The following is a 16,924-nucleotide window of genomic DNA, read 5'->3' as shown; positions in this document are numbered from 1 at the left end:
CCTGTGTCGATCCTCATTGGGCCAAATCCAGTGTCCTTAACGGCAGAGCGTCCCCGATACTCTTCGCTCTTTTTTTCAGGGGGGACAGCTTGAGTAGCAGCTTTCAGGCTGCCCCTTGTCCGAGGTGCGTGTGCAACCAGACCCGTCACACCGTACTCTGCTAGGCAGCGAGGTGCTTCCTATGCAATTTGAGTCGGTCACAATGTTGGATTTTCCGCCATTCAAAGATTTTTCACTCAACCTGCCTGAAGGGCTCACTGTCATTGCTGGGACAAATGGTGTTGGGAAATCTAGACTCCTAGCCTTTTTATCTCAGCAAAGACCAACTTCGCGACACAATATAAACTGGCCAGGTGTGAGCCTAAGGGGGAATTTGGCTGACGGTAAAGTGATCAACTTTGACGTGAATAGAGCCCTCTCTGCGACAGTAATTTCTTCGTTACGGCCTTACGACCATCGATACCAAGCTGAGACTGCTGTCGTTGATCAGACAAACTTTTCAAATGTAGGTCGCGTTTTTAAAAATTGGTTTGTGCATATGGATCATTTTGAGATGAGAGGTTGGATTGAAGATCCCAACAGCGCTAGCAATTTCAATTTATGTAAGCAGATTTTCTCCCTTCTTGATCCAACCTATCGATTTCTAGAGGTCAATCGAAATTTTGAAGTGCTGCTCGAAACTCCTGCAGGACCGCTCCCTTACGATCGGACGTCAAGTGGCTTTCAAAGCGCTTATCTCTTGCTTTTTGGTATCGTTTTCGGAATCGACTTTTATTCACAGGGTCAGCAATCTGCAGAGGAATTTGAGGGATGTATTCTCATTGACGAAATTGACGTGCATTTACATCCAGCTTGGCAAAACAGAATCTTGGGTTTGATTCAAGAAATTGTGCCGCGTGCACAGATTATTGCGACTACGCACAGTCCACACATTATTCAGGGACTGAGTGAACATCAGTTGGTGGTGTTGGAAACCAACACTAAGGGTGTCCCACACATCAAAGAAATTTCGCCAAGACCGAGTGCATACGGCTTCCAGGGTTGGAGTATTGAGGAAATACTGCGGGACGTCATGGGAATTGAAGATACCCTCTCGCAAGAGCGCCAACGCATAGAACAGGCTTTTAATGACGCTCTTGACAGCGACGACCTTGCTGCTGCTCAGGCACCGTATGAGCAGCTCATGACCATGTTGCATCCAACCAATCCCCTCCGGCGGGTCTATGACATGCAGTACAGGGCTATGGGTGGAGTCAGCGTGTGATTCGACTGCAACGAGGCGGCCCGCCCGAATCACTTGACACACCCGAAAAAGAACAGACCCTAGGACGGCATTTCGAGCAATACCGTTCCACCCGTCCATGGCGGGCTGCTGACATCTTGGCCGCACTGTTCCTGGAAGCGCATGAGAAATGCGTTTACTGTGAGTCGTTGCTGGGATCCATTGACAATATGCAAGTCGATCATTTCATTCCCAAAAACGAGGAGCCTTTATTGGCGGCGACTTGGAACAATCTCAACTGCTCATGCGCTGATTGCAACCGTCTCAAAGTGGTAGGGCCTGCATACGTCAATCCCTATGAGGATGAGCCTGCACAGCATTTCTTTTACTCGGGTGCCCGTTTGCATGCCATTACTGAGGAGGGTCGGGCCACTTTGAAACGACTGCGCCTCGGCTCCCGACTGTCCGGCAAGCATGATGTGGTCTGGGAAGGAATCGTCAGACTGGTGGAGACACTGCATCACAAACTGGATAGAGTGGTGGGCGGCGAACTAGATGAGGTTGTGAAAGCGGATATCTGGTCAGACGCTGTGGCCATCGTGGAAAGTGGGACACCTGAGAAGGAATTTAGTGCGGTTATGGCCTCGCAACTGCTTCAGTACTCTGAATGGGAGAGGGCTGAACAGGTGTTGCGGCACCTTGAGGTTTGGGATGATGAGCTTGAGCGGCTGGACGTCCTGATGCGGTTGCAAGCCTTGCCGATTCGGAGGCCGGCTTAAGTCAGGCGACGGAGTTCAGGTAATTCCCTTGCCCGGTCTCATCTAGCGAAAAGCCCCCGCCCCAGCTTCGGCTGGCAGGCGGGGGCGCTTTTTCTGTGTTGTCTTGACTCGTGTCAAGAAGGGGGTTAGGCGAGGGCTCTCGTGGCTAGGCTTTGCACAGTAATGACTCGAAGAATTCTATGTGACTTACCACGGCTCAACCGCTAACGCGGTGTGAGCGCGGCTTCTCAGTGGACGCTTGACCTGTTGGCCTACGTTCTCCACTGATGGCAATGCCCTTGCCAGGATGTTGCGTGCCGCGTTCACATCAGCGTTATCGGTATGCCCACAAGCCATACAGACAAAGCGTGACTGACTGACCCGGTTGCCCTTACAGGTGTGACCGCATTGGTGGCACGCCTGACTGGTATATCTGGGGTCTACGGCGATGACTTTCCGAGCGGCACATTCTGCCTTCTGGGAAAGGAGAGAAAAGAACTGTGACCATCCCACGTCATGAATGCTGCGGGCAAGATTGCCGCGCCCCATCCCTTCAACGTTCAAGCCTTCATGGGCAATCAAATCATTTTCTCTGACGAGTTTGACTGCTGTTCTGTGATGAAAGTCGAGTCGCTGACGGCTGACCTTCCGATGCAATTTGGCGACGTGCTGGACAGCTTTTCTTCTGCGGTTGCTGCGCTTGTTTTTCTTGCGACTGACTGAACGCTGAGCCACACGCAGTTTCTTCATTGCAGTTTGAAAGTAGCGGGGGTTTTGCGTGAATTCTCCATCGGACGTGATGCAAAACCATGTAGTTCCAACGTCTACACCCACTGAGCTTCCCGTTTCGGGAAGCGGTGTTGCTTCCACTTCACACACGTAGCTGACGTACCATTCCCCGCATTCTCTACGGATGGTAGCAATCTTGATAGTGCCCTCTATCGGACGATGCAACCGGACTCGGATATTTCCGATTTTGGAGAAGAAAGCCGTTTTGTCTGAGAGGCTGAACCCGGATTGTGGGTAGCAAATCGAATCGAATCTATCCCGCCCTTGAAAACGGGGATAACCGGGCTTTTCGCCTGACTTGATGCGCCGGAAGAATGCCTTAAATGCTTTGTCTAACCGCTTGAGTACGTCTTGGAGGACTTGTGAGTGAATGCCTTTGTATTCTGGGAGTGCCTCCTTAATTTCGCTGAGATGCTTCATTTGGTCATAGCCCGTGATCGTTTTGCCCGCTTTCTTATAGGCATCCCGGCGTTCCTGCAAAGCGCAGTTGTAGAGGTTCCGGCACAGTCTGAGTTGTTCCAGCAACGCGGTTTCCTGCGTTTTAGTGGGGTACAGACGGTAGCGGAATGCTTTCAGCATGGTTAGGCCCGTACCGTTTCAAAGATGTCTGAAAGCTCAACAGGCCGCCCTACAAGCTGCTCTAGGCCCACCATGAGCTTTCCTAACGTCTCAAAGTGAACGCCGTCCATTTGTCCACCTGTGATGGCTCCTTTTGCATCAGCCGGGGCAGGGCCATCTGATTTTTTCAGGTTGCATCCTCGACAGCTTGGAACAAGATTCTCCTTGTCTCCACCTCCCTTAGAAACGGGAATAATGTGATCGAATTCGATTGCTGTCCAAGCAAGAGCCTCACCACACCACCAACACCGATGTCCATTTGCTTGCCAGCGTTCAACCGCAACTTTGCGATTCCCGCTCTGCCGTTTCTGGTCACGCTTCAAAATGGATTTGAACTGGCAGGCAGGGCAGCGAATAGTTTTATGGCAGCGTTTTGGAGTTGTCACACCACAGTCCGCACACGCCACATCCCCTCTTTCACGCTTGCCCTGTCTCACTTGCTGACCTCCTTTGCCTTAACCGTCAGGTCTAGATTGAAGTGATCCAGAATTTTCACCCAAACAGGGGGGATTTTCCCTTGTTTCTGCAACGCACGGCTCAGTTCCTGCGGTTCCATTCCCATTTGACGGGCGACCTCCGCTTGGCTCTGGCCAGTCTTGGCAATTTCGGTGCGGATGGCAGCACGGATAGAGTCATTCACCCCTATAGGGTACAGGGGCATCTGCTGTTTTGGTTGATGTCTCATGTATGGAGTATAGGCTAAAAGTGTTGACATGTCAACACTTTTAGCCTATACTTACATCACCAAAAAGCCCCACCGAACTTTGCACGGCGAGGTAGGAGCTTATTGGAATCCCCGATAGGAAGTGGATTAATGCAAGATTACACCACCCAGCCCGCCACTGTTCCCGCTCTTTCCCGCACTTGGGAAACCAAGACTCTAGACCGCATGGATGGTGCTGTGGTTCAGGTGCGTTATCAGATCGTCAGCATCAGCAACCGCACAGGTGAGTACACCGCTGAAATTGACGGGCAGCCTGCCACGGTCTTCCAAGCTGACCGCATCTTGCGCGGGGCTGATACCCGCACGATGGTCAGTGAAGTTATCCCCATGCCCGTCAGCATGACCCGCTTGGGAGTCTGGGCATGATCGGGGGGCGCAAGTTGCCCCCTATTGAAGGGGATACGAACCGCTGGTACATGCCCGGACGCCAACAGGACTTTCACGGGCGCTACTCCCTTTCGGAAGCGGAATTCTTAGGAATGCAGAGCCTTGTCCCGATGATCGTTCAGATCAGAGATGGACGCTTTGAAGTGACCTGTGTGAATTCCAGTGATGAACGGGATTTGAGCATGATGTTGGCTGCCGTCCGGCAAACCCTCTACCGGGATGCCAACCGCAAATGAAGCAATTTCGTACCAGTTCACATAGCGCCTTCCGGCTGTTCTACCACTTGGTACTTATCACCAAGTACCGTCGCAAGTGCATGAACAATGCCGTACTAGACGATTTGGAGGTCATCACACGAAATATCTGCGAGAAGTGGGGGTGCGCGTTGGTGGAATTCAATGGAGAAGCTGACCATGTTCACATCCTGTTTGAGGCGCATCCGCACATGGAGATGAGCAAGTTTGTAGGCAACTTGAAGACCGTGACGAGCCGTTTGATTCGGAAGGCCCACGCCCGATACCTGAGCCGTTGGTACTGGAAGCCTGTGTTTTGGTCAGGCTCTTATGCGGTGGTGACGGCGGGCGGCGCACCTTTGGAGATCATCAAGCGCTATATCGAAAGCCAACAGCGGCCTCTGCAATAGCTTAAGAACCGCCCCCCTTCGGGGGGCCTGGGCTATCCATCCCCAACCAAACCGCAAAGGGCGCGGTTCTGGTTGGGGCCTTCCGCCCAGACCCATTAGGTAAATCGCTTGGCTAGTTCCGTTCATGGCTAAATAATAGCAGAGTATTGAGCGTAATACTAGACTGTAGACTAGCATTAAGATACACTGGCCCTTATGAATTGGGAGACTCTACAGCAGACTTTGCGCCAGCTCGTGCGCGAAAAACGTGGTGCTCAGGCGGAAATTGCACGTCGGCGCGGCATCTCTACCGCAAGCGTAGCCGCCTATATCGCTGGTGGGAATGCCATTCCGGCAGAGCACCTAGACACCATCTTGGAAATCCTTGGTTTGGAGTTCGAGTTGGGCGGCCTGGCGCGGCGTGGGCCGTTGGCTCCAGAAAATTTGACGCACACCGACGCTGCGGTAGCGAACATGGCCTCAGTGGGTGAATTTGGCGTTAGCGGTGTGCGGGCCATGCGGCCGCAGGACTTTGCAGTGTTGGTGTTGGGGGATGGGCCAAGTGCCCATCTCCCAGACGAAGTATCTGCTTACCTGTACCGCGCCCGCGCCTGCATGGCCTACGCCGGGTTCTATTTCCCCTTTTTGTCAGTTGGGGCTGGACAATTGGGTCTGGCTGCTGAGGCTGGTCTTCGAACCTTTGCAGAGCAAGCAGGCATTCCTGTTCGTCAGAGCAACGGCAGAAGTATCGGCATGAGCTCTCTGATTGATCGATTATCGAATCAAGGTCATTTAACGGCGCAGCAAACCCTCCAATGGAGAGCGATTCTGGATAATCGGAACGAATTGTTCCATCCCAAAAACGCTCCTGTGTTTTCTTTGGGACTGGTGATGCCCTATCTCACAGGCATCACTGAAGCGTTGGTCGCTTTGTTCCCCGCACCTTTTGAGGACTTGCCCTCCTGATGTAGAGCGGGCAGGTCGCCATACCTGTCCAGCAATAATGCCTGCAATCCGCTTGCTGTCCACTGGCTTCTGACCTGAGCGGCCACCTCTGCCCAGCCAATGCCCTCTGCCACCGCCCGCCACACCTCACGGGCCAGTGCTGAAGAGGCGCACGCTGGGCAGTGCAAGACGTTGCCTGCCACCACCCAGTCTTTTGCCCTTAGTTGTTGAGCGAAGAGTGTACGAAGCTGATCGTTTGGGCAAGGCCCCAACACCCACTCACTGCGGACAGTGATGGCACACCCGTCACAGGCAGCGCCGATCTGAATGGAGTGAGGCATACTCCAACGGTAGGCCAAGGCCTATCAGGGTGTCAAAGTCGAGCCTAGGGCGCTGACAGAACTACTCCAGTTCCTTCAGTCGCTCCGCCAGCAGAGGCGGCATTTTTTTGAGCCAGCTATCCAGCGCCCGCTGCTCGGCGTCCGTCAACCCGCGCAGGAGCCGCACGCTGCCCAGTTGCCGGGCCACACTGACCACCCGCGTCTCGTCGAAGCGCTGTCGGGGCGCCGGAGGCATCAGCTTCAGCCCCAGCGCCCGCAGGTCTTCCCGTGATGCGCCAGCGATGGCCGCTTCGAGCAATTGCGCCCGAATCTCCACGGGTGCCCCCGCAATCACCCCCGCCAGCGAGTAGGGCAGCCCATTCCGCATCGCGTCCTGCAAGTCTTCGGGCCACCCCGCGATGCGAAGCTTGTTCTTGACAAACGACAGCCAGCTCTCGCGCCCCAGCAGGGCAAACACGTCCTCGAACACGGCAGCGTCGGGCGTCTCCTGCCCCTTGGCCCGCATCAGGCGGTGGCGGGCGTCTTCGGGCGTGGTCTGGAGCCGCAGCGCGATCAGGCGCAGGGTGCCGTCCACCTCATCGATGGCGGTCAGGTCTTCGCGTTGCAGGTTCTCGACCAGGGCAGCGGTCAGAGCCGCGTCGTCGTCCAGTTCCCGGATCAGCACTGGCACGTCCGTCAGGCCCGCGAGCTGAGCCGCCTGCCAGCGCCGCTCTCCGGCCACGATCTCGTATCCCTCACCCACAGGGCGCACCAGTAAGGGTTGCAAGATGCCCTGCGTGCGGATCGAAGCGACCAGCTGTTCCAAACTCGAATCCTCGACCCTCCGTCGCGGCTGGAATGGGCTGGGCGTCAGGGCATTCACGGGCAGGGTGGACACGATCCGGGCAGGCTGGGCGAGCGCGGCACTGGCCCCCAGCAGACTGGCGGTGTCCTCGCGGGGCTTGGGGCGCTTGGCGCGGGTCATGCGGGCACCGTGAAGGGCAGGCCAGCGGCGGCGGCAATCTCGCGCGTGAGGCGCTGCACGTCCTGATGGACAGGCGACCCCGGTGCGTAGACCCCAATCGGTTCCCCAGCCGTCGTGGAGTCGAGCCACTTGGCTTCCCGCTGCGGCACGGGCGTGGCGAGGGGGGACAGATGGTCACGCAACTGGGCCAGCAATTCCTGGTCGTGCAGTCGGCGGGCGTCATAGAACGTGGGTACGTATAGGGCAACCGTGAGATCAGGCCGCAGGCGATGATAGGTGCTCATGGCTTTCTGCAAGCCCGGCATGGCATCCACGCCCTTCTGCCGCGTCGGTACCGGCACGATCAGATGATCGGCGGCGAGGGCGGCCATGACGGCCAGTTGACCCAGACTCGGCGGGGAGTCGATCAGGCAGACGTCGTAGCGATCTGCCACTTTTGCCAAGGCCTGCCGCAGGAACAGCACCGCGCCCACCTGGCCGAGCATCTGCGACTCGGCCAGCGCCAGATCCACGTGCGAGGGAATTAGATCCAGCCCATGCACCCGCACCGGATCAGGCAGGTCTGCGCCTTCCACCGCCACCGGGTAGGCCGTGCCCTGAACCTGTACGCCGTTCACCCCCAACCAGCCCGTCAGGTTGGCTTGGGGATCGAGGTCGATCAGGAGCACCCGCGCCCCGGCAGCGGCGAGTTCGGCCCCCACGTCGCGGGTCAGCGAAGTCTTGCCGACCCCGCCCGCGTGATTGAAGAAGGTCAAGGTTTTGAAAGGCATCTGGCGCGAGCATACCGCGCTAGGGTAGTTCGCATGACGGAAACCGAGATGCACGCCTTGGGGCAAAAGGTGATGGCTCAGCTGTGGCAGGCAGAGGCCTTCGCCATGCACGTGAGCAGCCACACCAGCCCAGACCCCGAAGCACTGGTGTTCATGGCCCGCCAACGTGACGGCACTGGACGCTCTGCACGGGCAGGCACCGTGTACGTCTCCAGAGAAGCCCTAGAGGATGACGGTGAGGCCGCCGCCCTGGAAGGCCTGGACTACCTGCTGACCCGCGTGCGGATGGAGACTTTGCCAGTATGCCCGATGACGCGCAAAGCCCCCGTTCTCGCGGTGCGCGATTCCGAGGGCATGCGGGTGATGCGGGAGGGCGACAGCCTGCCATTTTGAGGATGTAGATGTAGTGCCCTAGCGCTTGTAGAGGATCGTCGGCCCGGAGTCGATGTACTGCAGGCCCTGGTTGTCCACGAGGCAGATGAATGGCTGATCGGCCCGCCCGCCCCAGGTGCCCACGAAGTCGTAGGCGGTCACCGGCTCACCACTTCGCGGCTTGATCACGCTGCGGGCCGTCAGGGCGAGATTGGAGGTGTTCTTCTCTGCCAACTTTGCTCGGCACAAGCTTTCTCCGTTGGCTTGTGCTTTCGGAGCGCAGGAGATGAGGAGGGCCACGATCAGAAACGGGGCTTTCATTCTTCCCAGATTAGTTCAACATTTTAGCTTGCCTTGCCTGATGTCAACGCCCGGTACAGCAGCAGGTTCCCGACAGGCCGCAGCTCCAGCAGGCCGTTTGCTTCAACCAGCGCCAGCGCTTGTCTCAGCCGTCCGTCATCACCCTGGACGCGGGCCAGCAGCTCCCCCCGCGTGACACTGATGTTCCGCGCTGTGCCGTACTTCAGGACCTCGAAGAGCGCCTGGGCGTCTGCCGTCAGCGGCCCCGCCTGCACCGCACTCAGGCCCGACGACGCCACCCGGTAGCCCGTGGCTTGTCTTTCCTTGTACCTCGGCGTGGAGATCAGCACCTGCCTGGTCTGCACCGTGAGCATCGCCAGCGCCTCACGCGTCTGCGTGCCGGTCAGTCCATCCACCCCGGCCACGATCTCGCGCTCGGTGAAAGCGCGTGCAGGATCGGTATGCAGGAAGGCCAGAATGCGGGCGGCGTGCTCCTGCTGGGCCGCGTGACGCTTCTTGAGGGTCTCGGCGCGGCGGGCAGATCGGGCGACCAGACCGGTCTCGGCAGACTGGGGAGGCGGGCGCGAAGGGAGGCGCTCCGGAGGGAACTGGACGAAGCGGTACTCGAAGCGGTTGGCCGCCCTCAGTGCCCGGCGCTCGGCGTAGCCTGCCCGCGTGAAGTTCAGCGCAGACGTGGCCGCGTTCTTGGGCGTCCAGCCGGTGAGCTCCGCCAACTGGTGCGGCGTCAGCCACGCCCCAGCATTGGCGTGCAGCGCCCGCAGGCAAACAGGCTGGCGTCCGGGAGTGGGCGGGTTCATCAGAGCAGCCATAGACCCAGCCAAGTCATGCCAGCCACCGGAGGAACCATGGTAGGGCAGCACGTCGCTCGGCCTTGCGCCGGGCCATATGTCGTGCGGCCCAGTTCGCTGACACCGTCTCTATCGCCCGGTCGAGATCGCGCACCGCCTCGGCAGCCGCTTCGAGCGTGGGGTGGCTGCGCTCCGTCCACTCCCAGCGCAGGGAGTCAGCGTCGATACCGTACTCCTTCGCCACACGGAGGTATTCCGGATTGTCGGTCATGGGTTGTTCCTTGCAAATGGGGGCAGGTTGGAGAATCTGGCCGGAACCACACCCAACGCCCGTAAGGTGTCCTGACTGCACTTGACCAAGCGGGCCAAATCCAGTGAGCTGAGCGGTTGATCGACCACGTGGGGGGCGGCGGCCAGGGCCTGTCGGTTGGGCGCACGCACCAGGGCCTGTGCCCCCAGCGCCGCACAGTAAGCGTCGTCTACGTCGTCGTGGTGGTCAATTAGTTGGGCACCCGCGCTCAACGTGATGCGGGCGGGACGGGCCAGCTCCAGCAGCCACTCTGGCAACCGGGCGAGTCCCGGCCAGACCATCCCTGGCAACAACATCAGACAGGCCCGGCCCAGCAGGTAGGCGTACCCCTGCACGACCTTGAAGGCGTGCTCGATGTCGAATGTTCGGCCCACGGTCAGTGGGAGCGGCGGCAACGTCGGAAAAGCGGGCAGGGCGGGCAGTGACACAACGAACACCTGGAGATCGACAGGGGGGAGTGGTAGAGGTGCGGATGGACGGGTCGTGGGGAGACTCGGCCAGTCGGGTGGCGTGAGCGGTGAGTCGATCAGGGCGCGGCCTTTCAGCTCCTGACGGGTGCAGCCCACGAGGGCCAGCGTGACCCGCACGTAGTCTTTGACCGTGTGCGGGCTGAGACCTAGGCGCTTGGCAATTTGCTTGTTACTCAGCCCCTCGGCCAGCAGTTCGGCCACTTGGCGGCGGCGCAGGGTAAAACGGCGCTGGATCATGATTGATCCGTCCCAAACAGGCTGTTGGGTGCGCCCGCGCCGTCCGTAATGTTCGCTGCGTCCATCAGGGCTGCAGCGATGGCCCGCGCCCGGTCAGGGGTGAAGTAGACCGGAGGCAGCTCGTAGTCGCCTTCAGTGAACAGTGTGACCCGGTCATGCTCGGTGCTGATCGAGACGTGCAGGGTAAGTTCACTGCCGTCGAAGCCGTCCTCTTTAAACTCGGCGTGGATCATCGTTTTTTCTTCCTCGCTGCCCTATAGCCCGCCTGCACCCGTGCCAGCGCTTCCGGCTCCACCGTCCACAGCCCCTGACTGCCCTTGTGTAGCACCGGCTCCGGCAGGGGCGTGACGTCTAAAACCCAGTGGTATTGGCCCTGCGCGGCCCACGGGGAAGAACTGTCTTGCCGCACCTCGACGAGTTGAGCGACAGCCACAATGCCGGGGACGCATAGGCCGCGCCCGTCCCGCAGCAGCTCGCGGGCCAGCGCCGCACAAGGCAACCCTTGGTGACCCATCCAGTTCACCGCGTCAGTGATTTCGTTCCAGTACTCGCCTGATTTTGGAGGCATCGCGCCGCCGTGCAGGGCGAGGTACATACCAATGCTGCCGCCTTGCCTTTCTGGGCGCCACGTCCGGTTCTCCACCGGTTTGCCATTCAGGAAACCCCAGGCCCAGGGGTGTCGTAGGGTCAGGCCTTTGATTTTGGGTTCAGGAGTCATAGGCGACGCTCCTGAATGGTCTTCAATATCGCCCGGCACCGGATCTCAGGGGATGCAGTCAGGCAGTAAAACGAATAACTCATCGTTCGGCCATCGGGCAATTGCCGGGCCTCTCTGCCGTCGGCAATCATCTGATTCGTGTAGGCCTCGCCCCAACCCAGTGCCACAATCCGCGCTTCGGCCTCGGCGCAGGTGTTGCGGTCGGTGGAATAGGACAGGGGGCCAGGCCAATGGGACGCGTAGTCGTCCTGTCCTTTGGTGCCCATGCTCCAGGTCTTCACGGCGCGGCGATCAGTTTTGTCGGGCGCGTAGCCCATCCAACGCGAAAGGGCTTCGTCGAGTGCGTATTGCTCGTCTGTTCTGGTCATGGCGTCCCCTTGGCCGCGAGGCGCAGCCGCTCCAGCATGGCTCTCCCGTCCGGAGTGATAGCGAACAGCTTGGCCCGGCCCGCCGCGTCTCCGGGGGGCGCAGGCACGACTTCGACGAGGTTGCTCTTCACCAGTTTCACGATGCCCTCGCGAATGGATTGCTCAGACATCGGGTTCACGGCGAGGGTGTCGAGCCGCTCTGTCCAGGCCCGCTGGCTCTGGCCTTCCGCACCCGCCGTCGCCAGTAGGAGGGCCTGGAGGCTGCCGGGAACGAGGAGGCGGGGCAGGGTAGCGGTCATAACGTCCTCTCCAGTGCGCTTAATAGGGCCAGCGCCAGTGCTTGACCGGGCGTGTCCGCGCACATATCACCGCTGGCACGCTGATCGCCGCAATAGACCTGTGCCCACGCCTTAGCGTCTTGGTCACGCCGGGTCTCTAAATCCCACGTCCAGCCACGTGCGTCACACTCTTCCCGCAGTCCGTATTCCAAAAACAGCAGCCCCGTGGCGTCTGGGGCGCGGCCCAGCAGGTCATTCATCCAGTACACCTTGCGTTGCCTGCCCCCGGCCAGAATCTTGAGCACGCCCTGCTGATAGTCCATCGCTGCCCGCTCCGGCAGCGCTTCGGCCAGTTTCCCCAGCGTCTCCGACAGGCGAGGGGCGCTCACTGTGGCTCCGCTGGGCTTGGCATGAGATCAGCAAACGTCAGCAGGCGCAGCGGCACATCAGGGTGAAACGGGTAGCCGGGATCACCCTCTTTCAGGCCTTTTCCACACGTAAATTCCCCAGTGTCCCCAATGGCAAACCATGGGCCCTGCTCGCCCACCAGTTCCGGAAACAACAGGCTATCTGCATACCGAAAATAGTTACGGTAGATGGCCTCGGAGGTGTAGTGGTCATCCAGCGGTGCTTTGATAGCGATGCATCGGGCCAGCGCCTGGCCACCCATCCCTTCAATCGACCAATAAACGTTTCCTGCCCAGGCGCTTTGCCGCATCACGCTGGTTGCACTGTTGATGGCACAGAACATCCGGCGCACCTCCATCAACAGCTCGTCGCGGCTGAAATTGTCCCACGGCGTCTGGCCGAATCGCAGTTCGTTACTGTCGGGACTCTCGCCCAACTGCACGTCTTGTATGGGTGCATCTGCAAACGGCTCCCACAGCACAGGAATAGGGCAGTTTTCGCTGTGGCTTGGTGCCTGTTGGGAGCACACGGCACACCGTCCGCCCGCATTGCTCAGCAGCTCACCACACAACAGGCCGTACAGCGTCTCAGCAGGCACGCTCACCATGCGACCGCTGAGGCCGGTCATTGGCGTACCCACTCTTGGGGCAGGCCCAGAACGTTATGAACCTCGGCCAGAAAAGCCACGTTGCAGCGCCCGCGGATGTACCGTTTGAGGGTTCGCAGTCCTGCTACCACGTCAGCCAATGCCAGCCGCCTCTGGGCAGCTACAGCACGGGCATAGTCCATTTCGGAGTCGGTCAGCGCCGGGTTAACCATGAGCCACCAGCTGCAAGCGGGGAATGACGACCACGCGCTCGGCGCCGCTCTGGGGATTGCGCACGATGACCTCCGTGAAGCCCTGGCGGGCCAGTTGTTGAAACGTGTGGTTGACCAGGAGCGACTCGCGCACGCAATCGGCCATGCTGCTGTACTGACCTTCCTGAGTCATCGTCGATAACGTGGCAAAACTCAGGGCGTCAAACGTAAATTCCACGCGCTTGCTGGTGCTGGAGGCGGGGTCATCATGGATAACCTCGCCAACATCACTGCGCCACTCTGCCATCACCCCCGCCAGCTGGTCTTCCTTCTCAATTCGGTTCCGCTGATAGGTGGCATTGAGCCAGGTGCGAGCCTCATCTTCGTCATCGAAACGGAGCTTTTGGCCGGCATCATCCGTCAGAAATTTGGCCTGGTCGTATTCGTACTCGTCAAAATCTTGCAGGCAGGCAATCTGCAGTTTGTCGTCTCTGTTCAGCAGGATGCGGTAGTAAACCGGGTTTGCACTCACGTCGTCTCTCCTTCGCCCACGCGGGCGGCTTTGTGCAGGACGCAACCAAACTCCGGGCGCGTCACGATGCTGGCCTGAATCGGAAGTTCCCGAATCTTCAAATAGGTGTCGAAATTGTCGGGATCATCTGTCTGAACGATGTTGAGGTAAGCGGTCTTTGCCCCGTGTGGGTTGTTGAGTTCCATGCACCCACCTGTTGCGCCATCGTTGGGTTCCCAATACATGCACGTTCCACAGGCCGGCCCGCTCATCCGCGTTTATCTTTTTTTGCCTTTTTCCGGGCCTTACGCCGCTTCTCTTTCTCTGCTTCGGAGATTGGAGCACGAGGAGTCTGGGCGGGAGTGGCCTGATTTCCTTGCCGACTTTTGGGGTCAACCACTCCCAATGGGTTGCTGTGTGCGTAAGGACGAATCGTATTGCCAGTGCGTACCATTAGGTCCCCGTCCCTTCTGCCGGAGCGGGGGCTAGGGCGCGGCAAGCAGCAAACGCCTGTAAGTAACTGGCCCGCGTGCTAGCAAGATTGGCGACTTCAATTAGCGCGTCCCGGTAGGCTCTGGCGCAGCTGAACAACGTGCCATAGAGCCTCCGCTCTTCCCCGTTCAAGCGTTCCCAATCCGGGGCTACATATCTCGTCAGCCTGCCAATCAGGGCATCCACTTCTTCCCTGCTCTCAGCTTCAGCCGGGGCAGGCGCCGGGCTGGAGGCAGCAGCAAGAGTGCGGAGAGTGCCCGCCTCATCACGCGGGGCATAGTCAAAAGTGGCAACCGCCATATCCTCATTGATGTCCCGCAGGATCAGCGTCTTCCCACCGAAATAGAAACCTTGCCCGACTTCGACGGTGGCTGTTCCGCATTCTTGCTCTGTGGCGAGGGCAGCTTGTAATTCCACCATTGGACACTCTGGGTTATGGGGTTCATGTTCGTGTGCACTGCATCCGAAGCACAAACTTTCGTCCAATTCACCTTCATCACGTTCGGTTTCGCGGTAGTAGTAAGGATCAGAAACAATCCTGCTCAGTACCTCGCGGGGAACCTGCACCATGCGGCCGTCCTTCACTTCGGAGTCCATTCGTAAATCACTAGTCATGGCGTCGTCTCTCCTTCGCCCATGCGGGCGCTCTCAGCTAGGGCTTGGCGGGCCATTGCTTGCCTGAGAACGATCTGTCCAACACGTTTATGCAGCGCAGCAGGCGGGGCAGGAATCAAGCCTGCAATCGTTGTCGGAATGCAGGCGTCCCGAATGCAGCGGTACTCGCAGTCAAAACACACCCGGACTGAGGCAGCGAGGGCGCGAACAAAGTACGAATTCTTTGTGTGTTCTCCGCAGACGCCGCACGGTTCAGGTGCGGCAGGAAACATAGCGGCAGGCTCAAGGCCGAGTGCCCGCACCGTTGCGCCTTCCCGTTGAACATGGCAGGCATCACAGGCGTAAAACGTCTGACGATCCAGCGCAAACCGACTGGAAATAGAGGTGGTTTCAGGTGTTGCGCCACAGGCACAGCGGCGCGGGAAGAGGGCGTTGAGTTCCTCGTATGTCTGAATATGATCAAAGGTGCTCATCGCCTCACCCGGCCTCGGCTGGCGCTGGCAGCCGCTCTTTGATCTCGCCCCGCGCCTCACGCCACGCCCAGCTATAAGGGCACAGGTCGCGATCACTGCTGAAACCATCCAGCCGTACCCAATGCACAGCCACACCCTGTTTTTCGAGGTACGCGGCGAAATCGACTAATTCTTCATCAGTCAGTGGGCCGGGGTTGAACAGCCGATCGCGCATGTACTGGCGCAATTCAGGGCTGGCCTTTTTGGTTGGCTCATAGCGTTTAATGCCGTCACAGAGCCCACTCATCCCGTCCCGCCCTCGTGCGCCCCCGCCTGAGCCTGATTGAGTGCTTCCACTTCCCGCGCCATCAGACCAAACATGCCATCACTGGCAAACGGCCCGGTCTTGCTGATCGGGTCAGCATCCAACTCCACACCAAGCGACAGCAGGGTGTGCGTGGCCGTGTTGTGATCGTTGGGCGCGTAGGTACTCCGGCCATCGCAGTAGCGCCGTGAGTAGCCGTGCAAGGTTTTGGCTGCCCCTTCTAAAGCTTCAGCCCGCGCCTCAGCCGCCTGACAACGGGCCTCCAGGGCAGTGTTCGCGGCAAAGAGGGAGAGAGCGGTGTGGGCAAGATCTTCACCATAGGCATCTACTTCCTCGCGTGCCTCTCTGCTGGCTTTGATCGCACTACGGTAGCGCTGTAAATCATCCACAGAGAAGGTGTCAAATGGCTTGCTTGTCACCAGTGTTTCTATCTGCCCCAGTTGCACGTCGGCTTTCTCTATCCCTTCCAGAAATCCCCGCACCCGCGCCTCATCCAGCACGGTAACGGTCACGAGCGGGCCTCAGCGGGGGCGAGAGCGGCTCTAAGTTTCGGTAAGCTGTCGCGCTTTAGGTCTGCAACGGCTAAATCCAACAGCTGTAGGGGTGCAGAGCGTCCATACACGTCTAGAACATCCTGTTCGCATTGAATGGCAGCCTGTACGGCTTCTCGCAGCCTCAGTACTTCCGCCTGCGCCTGGTCTCGCTCCGCTTGCAGGGATTTAACGACGCATACAACCTGCTCCGTACCCATCCAGCGCACAGAATCCTGCTGAGTTTCATTTAGGACTTGTGCAGTCTCTCTGTCGGTGACGTTCTGACGGTCGCTCACCCTTCGCTCCCTAGCCCCACCAGAGCTTGTGCCCGCGCCCACGCAGTGGGTTTGCGGTTCTGGTACTCCAAGAAATCGCCATGCCCTAGACGGTCTTTCAGGGTCTTGAGTTCGACCAGCTCAGTCAACGCGGCCCGCAGGGCGTCACGCTCAGGCACGACGGCAACGTACTGGCGGGCAATCTGCTGCGAGGCCGCCATTAAATCCATCTCCGCAACTGTGGCCGCGCCCTCATGCCCATCGGGAACCAACAGGCCCAGACCACCCTCGTTCGAATACTGGATGCCCCAGCCCAGCTGGAAGTACCAGTGGCTACCCCTGGATTTGTCCAGCAGGGCCTGAATCTGCTCTGTGCTCAGCGTTGGGTCAGTCATCTGTTGCTCCTATATTTCTTGGGCAGGCAGAGAGGGCAAAGTAGGCGGCGGCGCAACAGGCCCCAGCCTTCAAGCGCAAAGTGCTGGTCTGTGCCTGTCCAAGTCACTTCGCATTTGC

General features: G+C 58.9%; 30 protein-coding genes. 7 read left to right on the top strand and 23 right to left on the bottom strand.

Annotation, left to right across the window (positions count from 1 at the left end; translation table 11 throughout):
* Positions 1-181 precede the first annotated feature (181 nt).
* A complete protein-coding gene (locus M1R55_RS29090) occupies positions 182-1,264 on the top strand; it encodes an AAA family ATPase (RefSeq protein ID WP_249396605.1) in 1,083 nt (360 codons plus the stop codon).
* On the top strand, positions 1,261-2,001 hold the full coding sequence (locus tag M1R55_RS29085; protein ID WP_249396604.1) for an HNH endonuclease signature motif containing protein: 741 nt from the start codon (positions 1,261-1,263) through the stop codon (positions 1,999-2,001). The genes M1R55_RS29090 and M1R55_RS29085 overlap by 4 nt, the downstream gene beginning before the upstream one ends.
* Before the next feature lie 186 nt (positions 2,002-2,187).
* Here M1R55_RS29085 and M1R55_RS29080 read toward each other — a convergent pair whose 3' ends face one another.
* The 3 genes from M1R55_RS29080 to M1R55_RS29070 are packed head-to-tail and all read right to left on the bottom strand — an operon-like array spanning position 2,188 to position 4,027.
* Positions 2,188-3,348, bottom strand: a complete 1,161-nt coding sequence (locus M1R55_RS29080; RefSeq protein ID WP_249396603.1) for a transposase — start codon at positions 3,346-3,348, stop codon at positions 2,188-2,190.
* 2 nt (positions 3,349-3,350) lie between these two features.
* Entirely contained in the window at positions 3,351-3,824 is a 474-nt protein-coding gene (locus tag M1R55_RS29075; protein WP_249396602.1) for an HNH endonuclease, read from the bottom strand.
* Positions 3,821-4,027, bottom strand: a complete 207-nt coding sequence (locus M1R55_RS29070; protein ID WP_249396601.1) for a hypothetical protein — start codon at positions 4,025-4,027, stop codon at positions 3,821-3,823. The genes M1R55_RS29075 and M1R55_RS29070 overlap by 4 nt, the downstream gene beginning before the upstream one ends.
* 174 nt (positions 4,028-4,201) lie before the next feature.
* Between M1R55_RS29070 and M1R55_RS29065 the strand changes: the two genes are divergently transcribed.
* From M1R55_RS29065 to M1R55_RS29050, 4 genes are all read left to right on the top strand, one after another.
* A complete protein-coding gene (locus tag M1R55_RS29065; protein WP_249396600.1) occupies positions 4,202-4,477 on the top strand; it encodes a hypothetical protein in 276 nt (91 codons plus the stop codon).
* Positions 4,474-4,734, top strand: a complete 261-nt coding sequence (locus M1R55_RS29060) for a hypothetical protein (protein WP_249396599.1) — start codon at positions 4,474-4,476, stop codon at positions 4,732-4,734. The genes M1R55_RS29065 and M1R55_RS29060 overlap by 4 nt, the downstream gene beginning before the upstream one ends.
* Complete coding sequence (gene tnpA / locus M1R55_RS29055; RefSeq protein WP_249396598.1) at positions 4,731-5,141, top strand: IS200/IS605 family transposase; 411 nt, start codon at positions 4,731-4,733, stop codon at positions 5,139-5,141. The genes M1R55_RS29060 and tnpA overlap by 4 nt, the downstream gene beginning before the upstream one ends.
* 195 nt (positions 5,142-5,336) lie before the next feature.
* Complete coding sequence (locus M1R55_RS29050; protein ID WP_249396597.1) at positions 5,337-6,086, top strand: helix-turn-helix transcriptional regulator; 750 nt, start codon at positions 5,337-5,339, stop codon at positions 6,084-6,086.
* Positions 6,087-6,467: 381 nt separating this feature from the next.
* On the opposite strand, the gene M1R55_RS31940 is transcribed toward M1R55_RS29050, so the two are convergent.
* On the bottom strand, positions 6,468-7,370 hold the full coding sequence (locus M1R55_RS31940) for a ParB/RepB/Spo0J family partition protein (protein WP_256566080.1): 903 nt from the start codon (positions 7,368-7,370) through the stop codon (positions 6,468-6,470).
* Entirely contained in the window at positions 7,367-8,140 is a 774-nt protein-coding gene (locus M1R55_RS29040; protein ID WP_249396596.1) for a ParA family protein, read from the bottom strand. The genes M1R55_RS31940 and M1R55_RS29040 overlap by 4 nt, the downstream gene beginning before the upstream one ends.
* 33 nt (positions 8,141-8,173) lie before the next feature.
* On the opposite strand from M1R55_RS29040, the gene M1R55_RS29035 reads away from it, so the two are divergent.
* Positions 8,174-8,533: a hypothetical protein gene (locus M1R55_RS29035; protein WP_249396595.1), complete on the top strand. Its 360-nt coding sequence runs from the start codon at positions 8,174-8,176 to the stop codon at positions 8,531-8,533.
* Between the two features lie 18 nt (positions 8,534-8,551).
* On the opposite strand, the gene M1R55_RS29030 is transcribed toward M1R55_RS29035, so the two are convergent.
* The 18 genes from M1R55_RS29030 to M1R55_RS28945 form a co-directional block, all read right to left on the bottom strand.
* A complete protein-coding gene (locus M1R55_RS29030) occupies positions 8,552-8,833 on the bottom strand; it encodes a hypothetical protein (RefSeq protein WP_249396594.1) in 282 nt (93 codons plus the stop codon).
* Between the two features lie 23 nt (positions 8,834-8,856).
* Entirely contained in the window at positions 8,857-9,642 is a 786-nt protein-coding gene (locus M1R55_RS29025) for a hypothetical protein (RefSeq protein WP_249396593.1), read from the bottom strand.
* Positions 9,643-9,655: 13 nt separating this feature from the next.
* Positions 9,656-9,892 (bottom strand): hypothetical protein, encoded by a 237-nt coding sequence (locus M1R55_RS29020; protein WP_249396592.1) that lies wholly within the window; start codon positions 9,890-9,892, stop codon positions 9,656-9,658.
* On the bottom strand, positions 9,889-10,638 hold the full coding sequence (locus M1R55_RS29015; protein ID WP_249396591.1) for a helix-turn-helix transcriptional regulator: 750 nt from the start codon (positions 10,636-10,638) through the stop codon (positions 9,889-9,891). Before M1R55_RS29015 ends, M1R55_RS29020 begins: the two co-directional genes overlap by 4 nt.
* Positions 10,635-10,871: a hypothetical protein gene (locus M1R55_RS29010; protein WP_249396590.1), complete on the bottom strand. Its 237-nt coding sequence runs from the start codon at positions 10,869-10,871 to the stop codon at positions 10,635-10,637. The genes M1R55_RS29015 and M1R55_RS29010 overlap by 4 nt, the downstream gene beginning before the upstream one ends.
* Complete coding sequence (locus M1R55_RS29005) at positions 10,868-11,356, bottom strand: hypothetical protein (protein WP_249396589.1); 489 nt, start codon at positions 11,354-11,356, stop codon at positions 10,868-10,870. The genes M1R55_RS29010 and M1R55_RS29005 overlap by 4 nt, the downstream gene beginning before the upstream one ends.
* Complete coding sequence (locus M1R55_RS29000; RefSeq protein ID WP_249396588.1) at positions 11,353-11,724, bottom strand: hypothetical protein; 372 nt, start codon at positions 11,722-11,724, stop codon at positions 11,353-11,355. The genes M1R55_RS29005 and M1R55_RS29000 overlap by 4 nt, the downstream gene beginning before the upstream one ends.
* Positions 11,721-12,023 (bottom strand): hypothetical protein, encoded by a 303-nt coding sequence (locus M1R55_RS28995; protein WP_249396587.1) that lies wholly within the window; start codon positions 12,021-12,023, stop codon positions 11,721-11,723. Before M1R55_RS28995 ends, M1R55_RS29000 begins: the two co-directional genes overlap by 4 nt.
* Positions 12,020-12,391, bottom strand: coding sequence for a hypothetical protein (locus tag M1R55_RS28990; RefSeq protein WP_249396586.1), 372 nt, complete (start codon positions 12,389-12,391; stop codon positions 12,020-12,022). The genes M1R55_RS28995 and M1R55_RS28990 overlap by 4 nt, the downstream gene beginning before the upstream one ends.
* Positions 12,388-13,038 carry a hypothetical protein gene (locus M1R55_RS28985; protein ID WP_249396585.1) on the bottom strand — a complete coding sequence of 217 codons (651 nt, stop codon included), beginning with the start codon at positions 13,036-13,038 and terminating at the stop codon, positions 12,388-12,390. The genes M1R55_RS28990 and M1R55_RS28985 overlap by 4 nt, the downstream gene beginning before the upstream one ends.
* Positions 13,035-13,229 (bottom strand): hypothetical protein, encoded by a 195-nt coding sequence (locus tag M1R55_RS28980; RefSeq protein WP_249396584.1) that lies wholly within the window; start codon positions 13,227-13,229, stop codon positions 13,035-13,037. Before M1R55_RS28980 ends, M1R55_RS28985 begins: the two co-directional genes overlap by 4 nt.
* Entirely contained in the window at positions 13,222-13,740 is a 519-nt protein-coding gene (locus tag M1R55_RS28975) for a hypothetical protein (RefSeq protein ID WP_249396583.1), read from the bottom strand. Before M1R55_RS28975 ends, M1R55_RS28980 begins: the two co-directional genes overlap by 8 nt.
* The gene (locus M1R55_RS28970; RefSeq protein WP_249396582.1) at positions 13,737-13,925 is read right to left on the bottom strand and encodes a hypothetical protein; all 189 of its coding nucleotides are present in this window, start codon (positions 13,923-13,925) and stop codon (positions 13,737-13,739) included. Before M1R55_RS28970 ends, M1R55_RS28975 begins: the two co-directional genes overlap by 4 nt.
* A gap of 247 nt (positions 13,926-14,172) precedes the next feature.
* Positions 14,173-14,826 (bottom strand): hypothetical protein, encoded by a 654-nt coding sequence (locus tag M1R55_RS28965; RefSeq protein ID WP_249396581.1) that lies wholly within the window; start codon positions 14,824-14,826, stop codon positions 14,173-14,175.
* Positions 14,823-15,299 carry a hypothetical protein gene (locus M1R55_RS28960; protein ID WP_249396580.1) on the bottom strand — a complete coding sequence of 159 codons (477 nt, stop codon included), beginning with the start codon at positions 15,297-15,299 and terminating at the stop codon, positions 14,823-14,825. The genes M1R55_RS28965 and M1R55_RS28960 overlap by 4 nt, the downstream gene beginning before the upstream one ends.
* Positions 15,300-15,303: 4 nt before the next feature.
* Entirely contained in the window at positions 15,304-15,585 is a 282-nt protein-coding gene (locus M1R55_RS28955) for a hypothetical protein (protein ID WP_249396579.1), read from the bottom strand.
* Positions 15,582-16,115 carry a hypothetical protein gene (locus M1R55_RS28950; RefSeq protein WP_249396578.1) on the bottom strand — a complete coding sequence of 178 codons (534 nt, stop codon included), beginning with the start codon at positions 16,113-16,115 and terminating at the stop codon, positions 15,582-15,584. The genes M1R55_RS28955 and M1R55_RS28950 overlap by 4 nt, the downstream gene beginning before the upstream one ends.
* 313 nt (positions 16,116-16,428) lie before the next feature.
* Positions 16,429-16,806, bottom strand: a complete 378-nt coding sequence (locus M1R55_RS28945; protein ID WP_249396577.1) for a hypothetical protein — start codon at positions 16,804-16,806, stop codon at positions 16,429-16,431.
* Positions 16,807-16,924: the final 118 nt, after the last annotated feature.

This window comes from Deinococcus sp. QL22, from assembly GCF_023370075.1.
Lineage (GTDB): Bacteria > Deinococcota > Deinococci > Deinococcales > Deinococcaceae > Deinococcus.
This window is presented reverse-complemented; position numbering and strand designations above follow the sequence as displayed.

Bases quoted from the DNA above. Each gene is read 5' to 3' on its own strand.
- M1R55_RS29040 (WP_249396596.1), bottom strand. From the start codon at position 8,140: ATGCCTTTCAAAACCTTGACCTTCTTCAATCACGCGGGCGGGGTCGGC.
- M1R55_RS29090 (WP_249396605.1), top strand. From the start codon at position 182: ATGCAATTTGAGTCGGTCACAATGTTGGATTTTCCGCCATTCAAAGAT.
- M1R55_RS29005 (WP_249396589.1), bottom strand. From the start codon at position 11,356: ATGACTCCTGAACCCAAAATCAAAGGCCTGACCCTACGACACCCCTGG.
- M1R55_RS29000 (WP_249396588.1), bottom strand. From the start codon at position 11,724: ATGACCAGAACAGACGAGCAATACGCACTCGACGAAGCCCTTTCGCGT.
- M1R55_RS29035 (WP_249396595.1), top strand. From the start codon at position 8,174: ATGACGGAAACCGAGATGCACGCCTTGGGGCAAAAGGTGATGGCTCAG.
- M1R55_RS28955 (WP_249396579.1), bottom strand. From the start codon at position 15,585: ATGAGTGGGCTCTGTGACGGCATTAAACGCTATGAGCCAACCAAAAAG.
- tnpA (WP_249396598.1), top strand. From the start codon at position 4,731: ATGAAGCAATTTCGTACCAGTTCACATAGCGCCTTCCGGCTGTTCTAC.
- M1R55_RS28965 (WP_249396581.1), bottom strand. From the start codon at position 14,826: ATGACTAGTGATTTACGAATGGACTCCGAAGTGAAGGACGGCCGCATG.
- M1R55_RS28995 (WP_249396587.1), bottom strand. From the start codon at position 12,023: ATGACCGCTACCCTGCCCCGCCTCCTCGTTCCCGGCAGCCTCCAGGCC.
- M1R55_RS28985 (WP_249396585.1), bottom strand. From the start codon at position 13,038: ATGACCGGCCTCAGCGGTCGCATGGTGAGCGTGCCTGCTGAGACGCTG.
- M1R55_RS28970 (WP_249396582.1), bottom strand. From the start codon at position 13,925: ATGGAACTCAACAACCCACACGGGGCAAAGACCGCTTACCTCAACATC.
- M1R55_RS29060 (WP_249396599.1), top strand. From the start codon at position 4,474: ATGATCGGGGGGCGCAAGTTGCCCCCTATTGAAGGGGATACGAACCGC.
- M1R55_RS29020 (WP_249396592.1), bottom strand. From the start codon at position 9,892: ATGACCGACAATCCGGAATACCTCCGTGTGGCGAAGGAGTACGGTATC.
- M1R55_RS29015 (WP_249396591.1), bottom strand. From the start codon at position 10,638: ATGATCCAGCGCCGTTTTACCCTGCGCCGCCGCCAAGTGGCCGAACTG.
- M1R55_RS28960 (WP_249396580.1), bottom strand. From the start codon at position 15,299: ATGAGCACCTTTGATCATATTCAGACATACGAGGAACTCAACGCCCTC.
- M1R55_RS28945 (WP_249396577.1), bottom strand. From the start codon at position 16,806: ATGACTGACCCAACGCTGAGCACAGAGCAGATTCAGGCCCTGCTGGAC.
- M1R55_RS29050 (WP_249396597.1), top strand. From the start codon at position 5,337: ATGAATTGGGAGACTCTACAGCAGACTTTGCGCCAGCTCGTGCGCGAA.
- M1R55_RS29065 (WP_249396600.1), top strand. From the start codon at position 4,202: ATGCAAGATTACACCACCCAGCCCGCCACTGTTCCCGCTCTTTCCCGC.
- M1R55_RS29080 (WP_249396603.1), bottom strand. From the start codon at position 3,348: ATGCTGAAAGCATTCCGCTACCGTCTGTACCCCACTAAAACGCAGGAA.
- M1R55_RS28980 (WP_249396584.1), bottom strand. From the start codon at position 13,229: ATGGTTAACCCGGCGCTGACCGACTCCGAAATGGACTATGCCCGTGCT.
- M1R55_RS29030 (WP_249396594.1), bottom strand. From the start codon at position 8,833: ATGAAAGCCCCGTTTCTGATCGTGGCCCTCCTCATCTCCTGCGCTCCG.
- M1R55_RS29025 (WP_249396593.1), bottom strand. From the start codon at position 9,642: ATGGCTGCTCTGATGAACCCGCCCACTCCCGGACGCCAGCCTGTTTGC.
- M1R55_RS31940 (WP_256566080.1), bottom strand. From the start codon at position 7,370: ATGACCCGCGCCAAGCGCCCCAAGCCCCGCGAGGACACCGCCAGTCTG.
- M1R55_RS29010 (WP_249396590.1), bottom strand. From the start codon at position 10,871: ATGATCCACGCCGAGTTTAAAGAGGACGGCTTCGACGGCAGTGAACTT.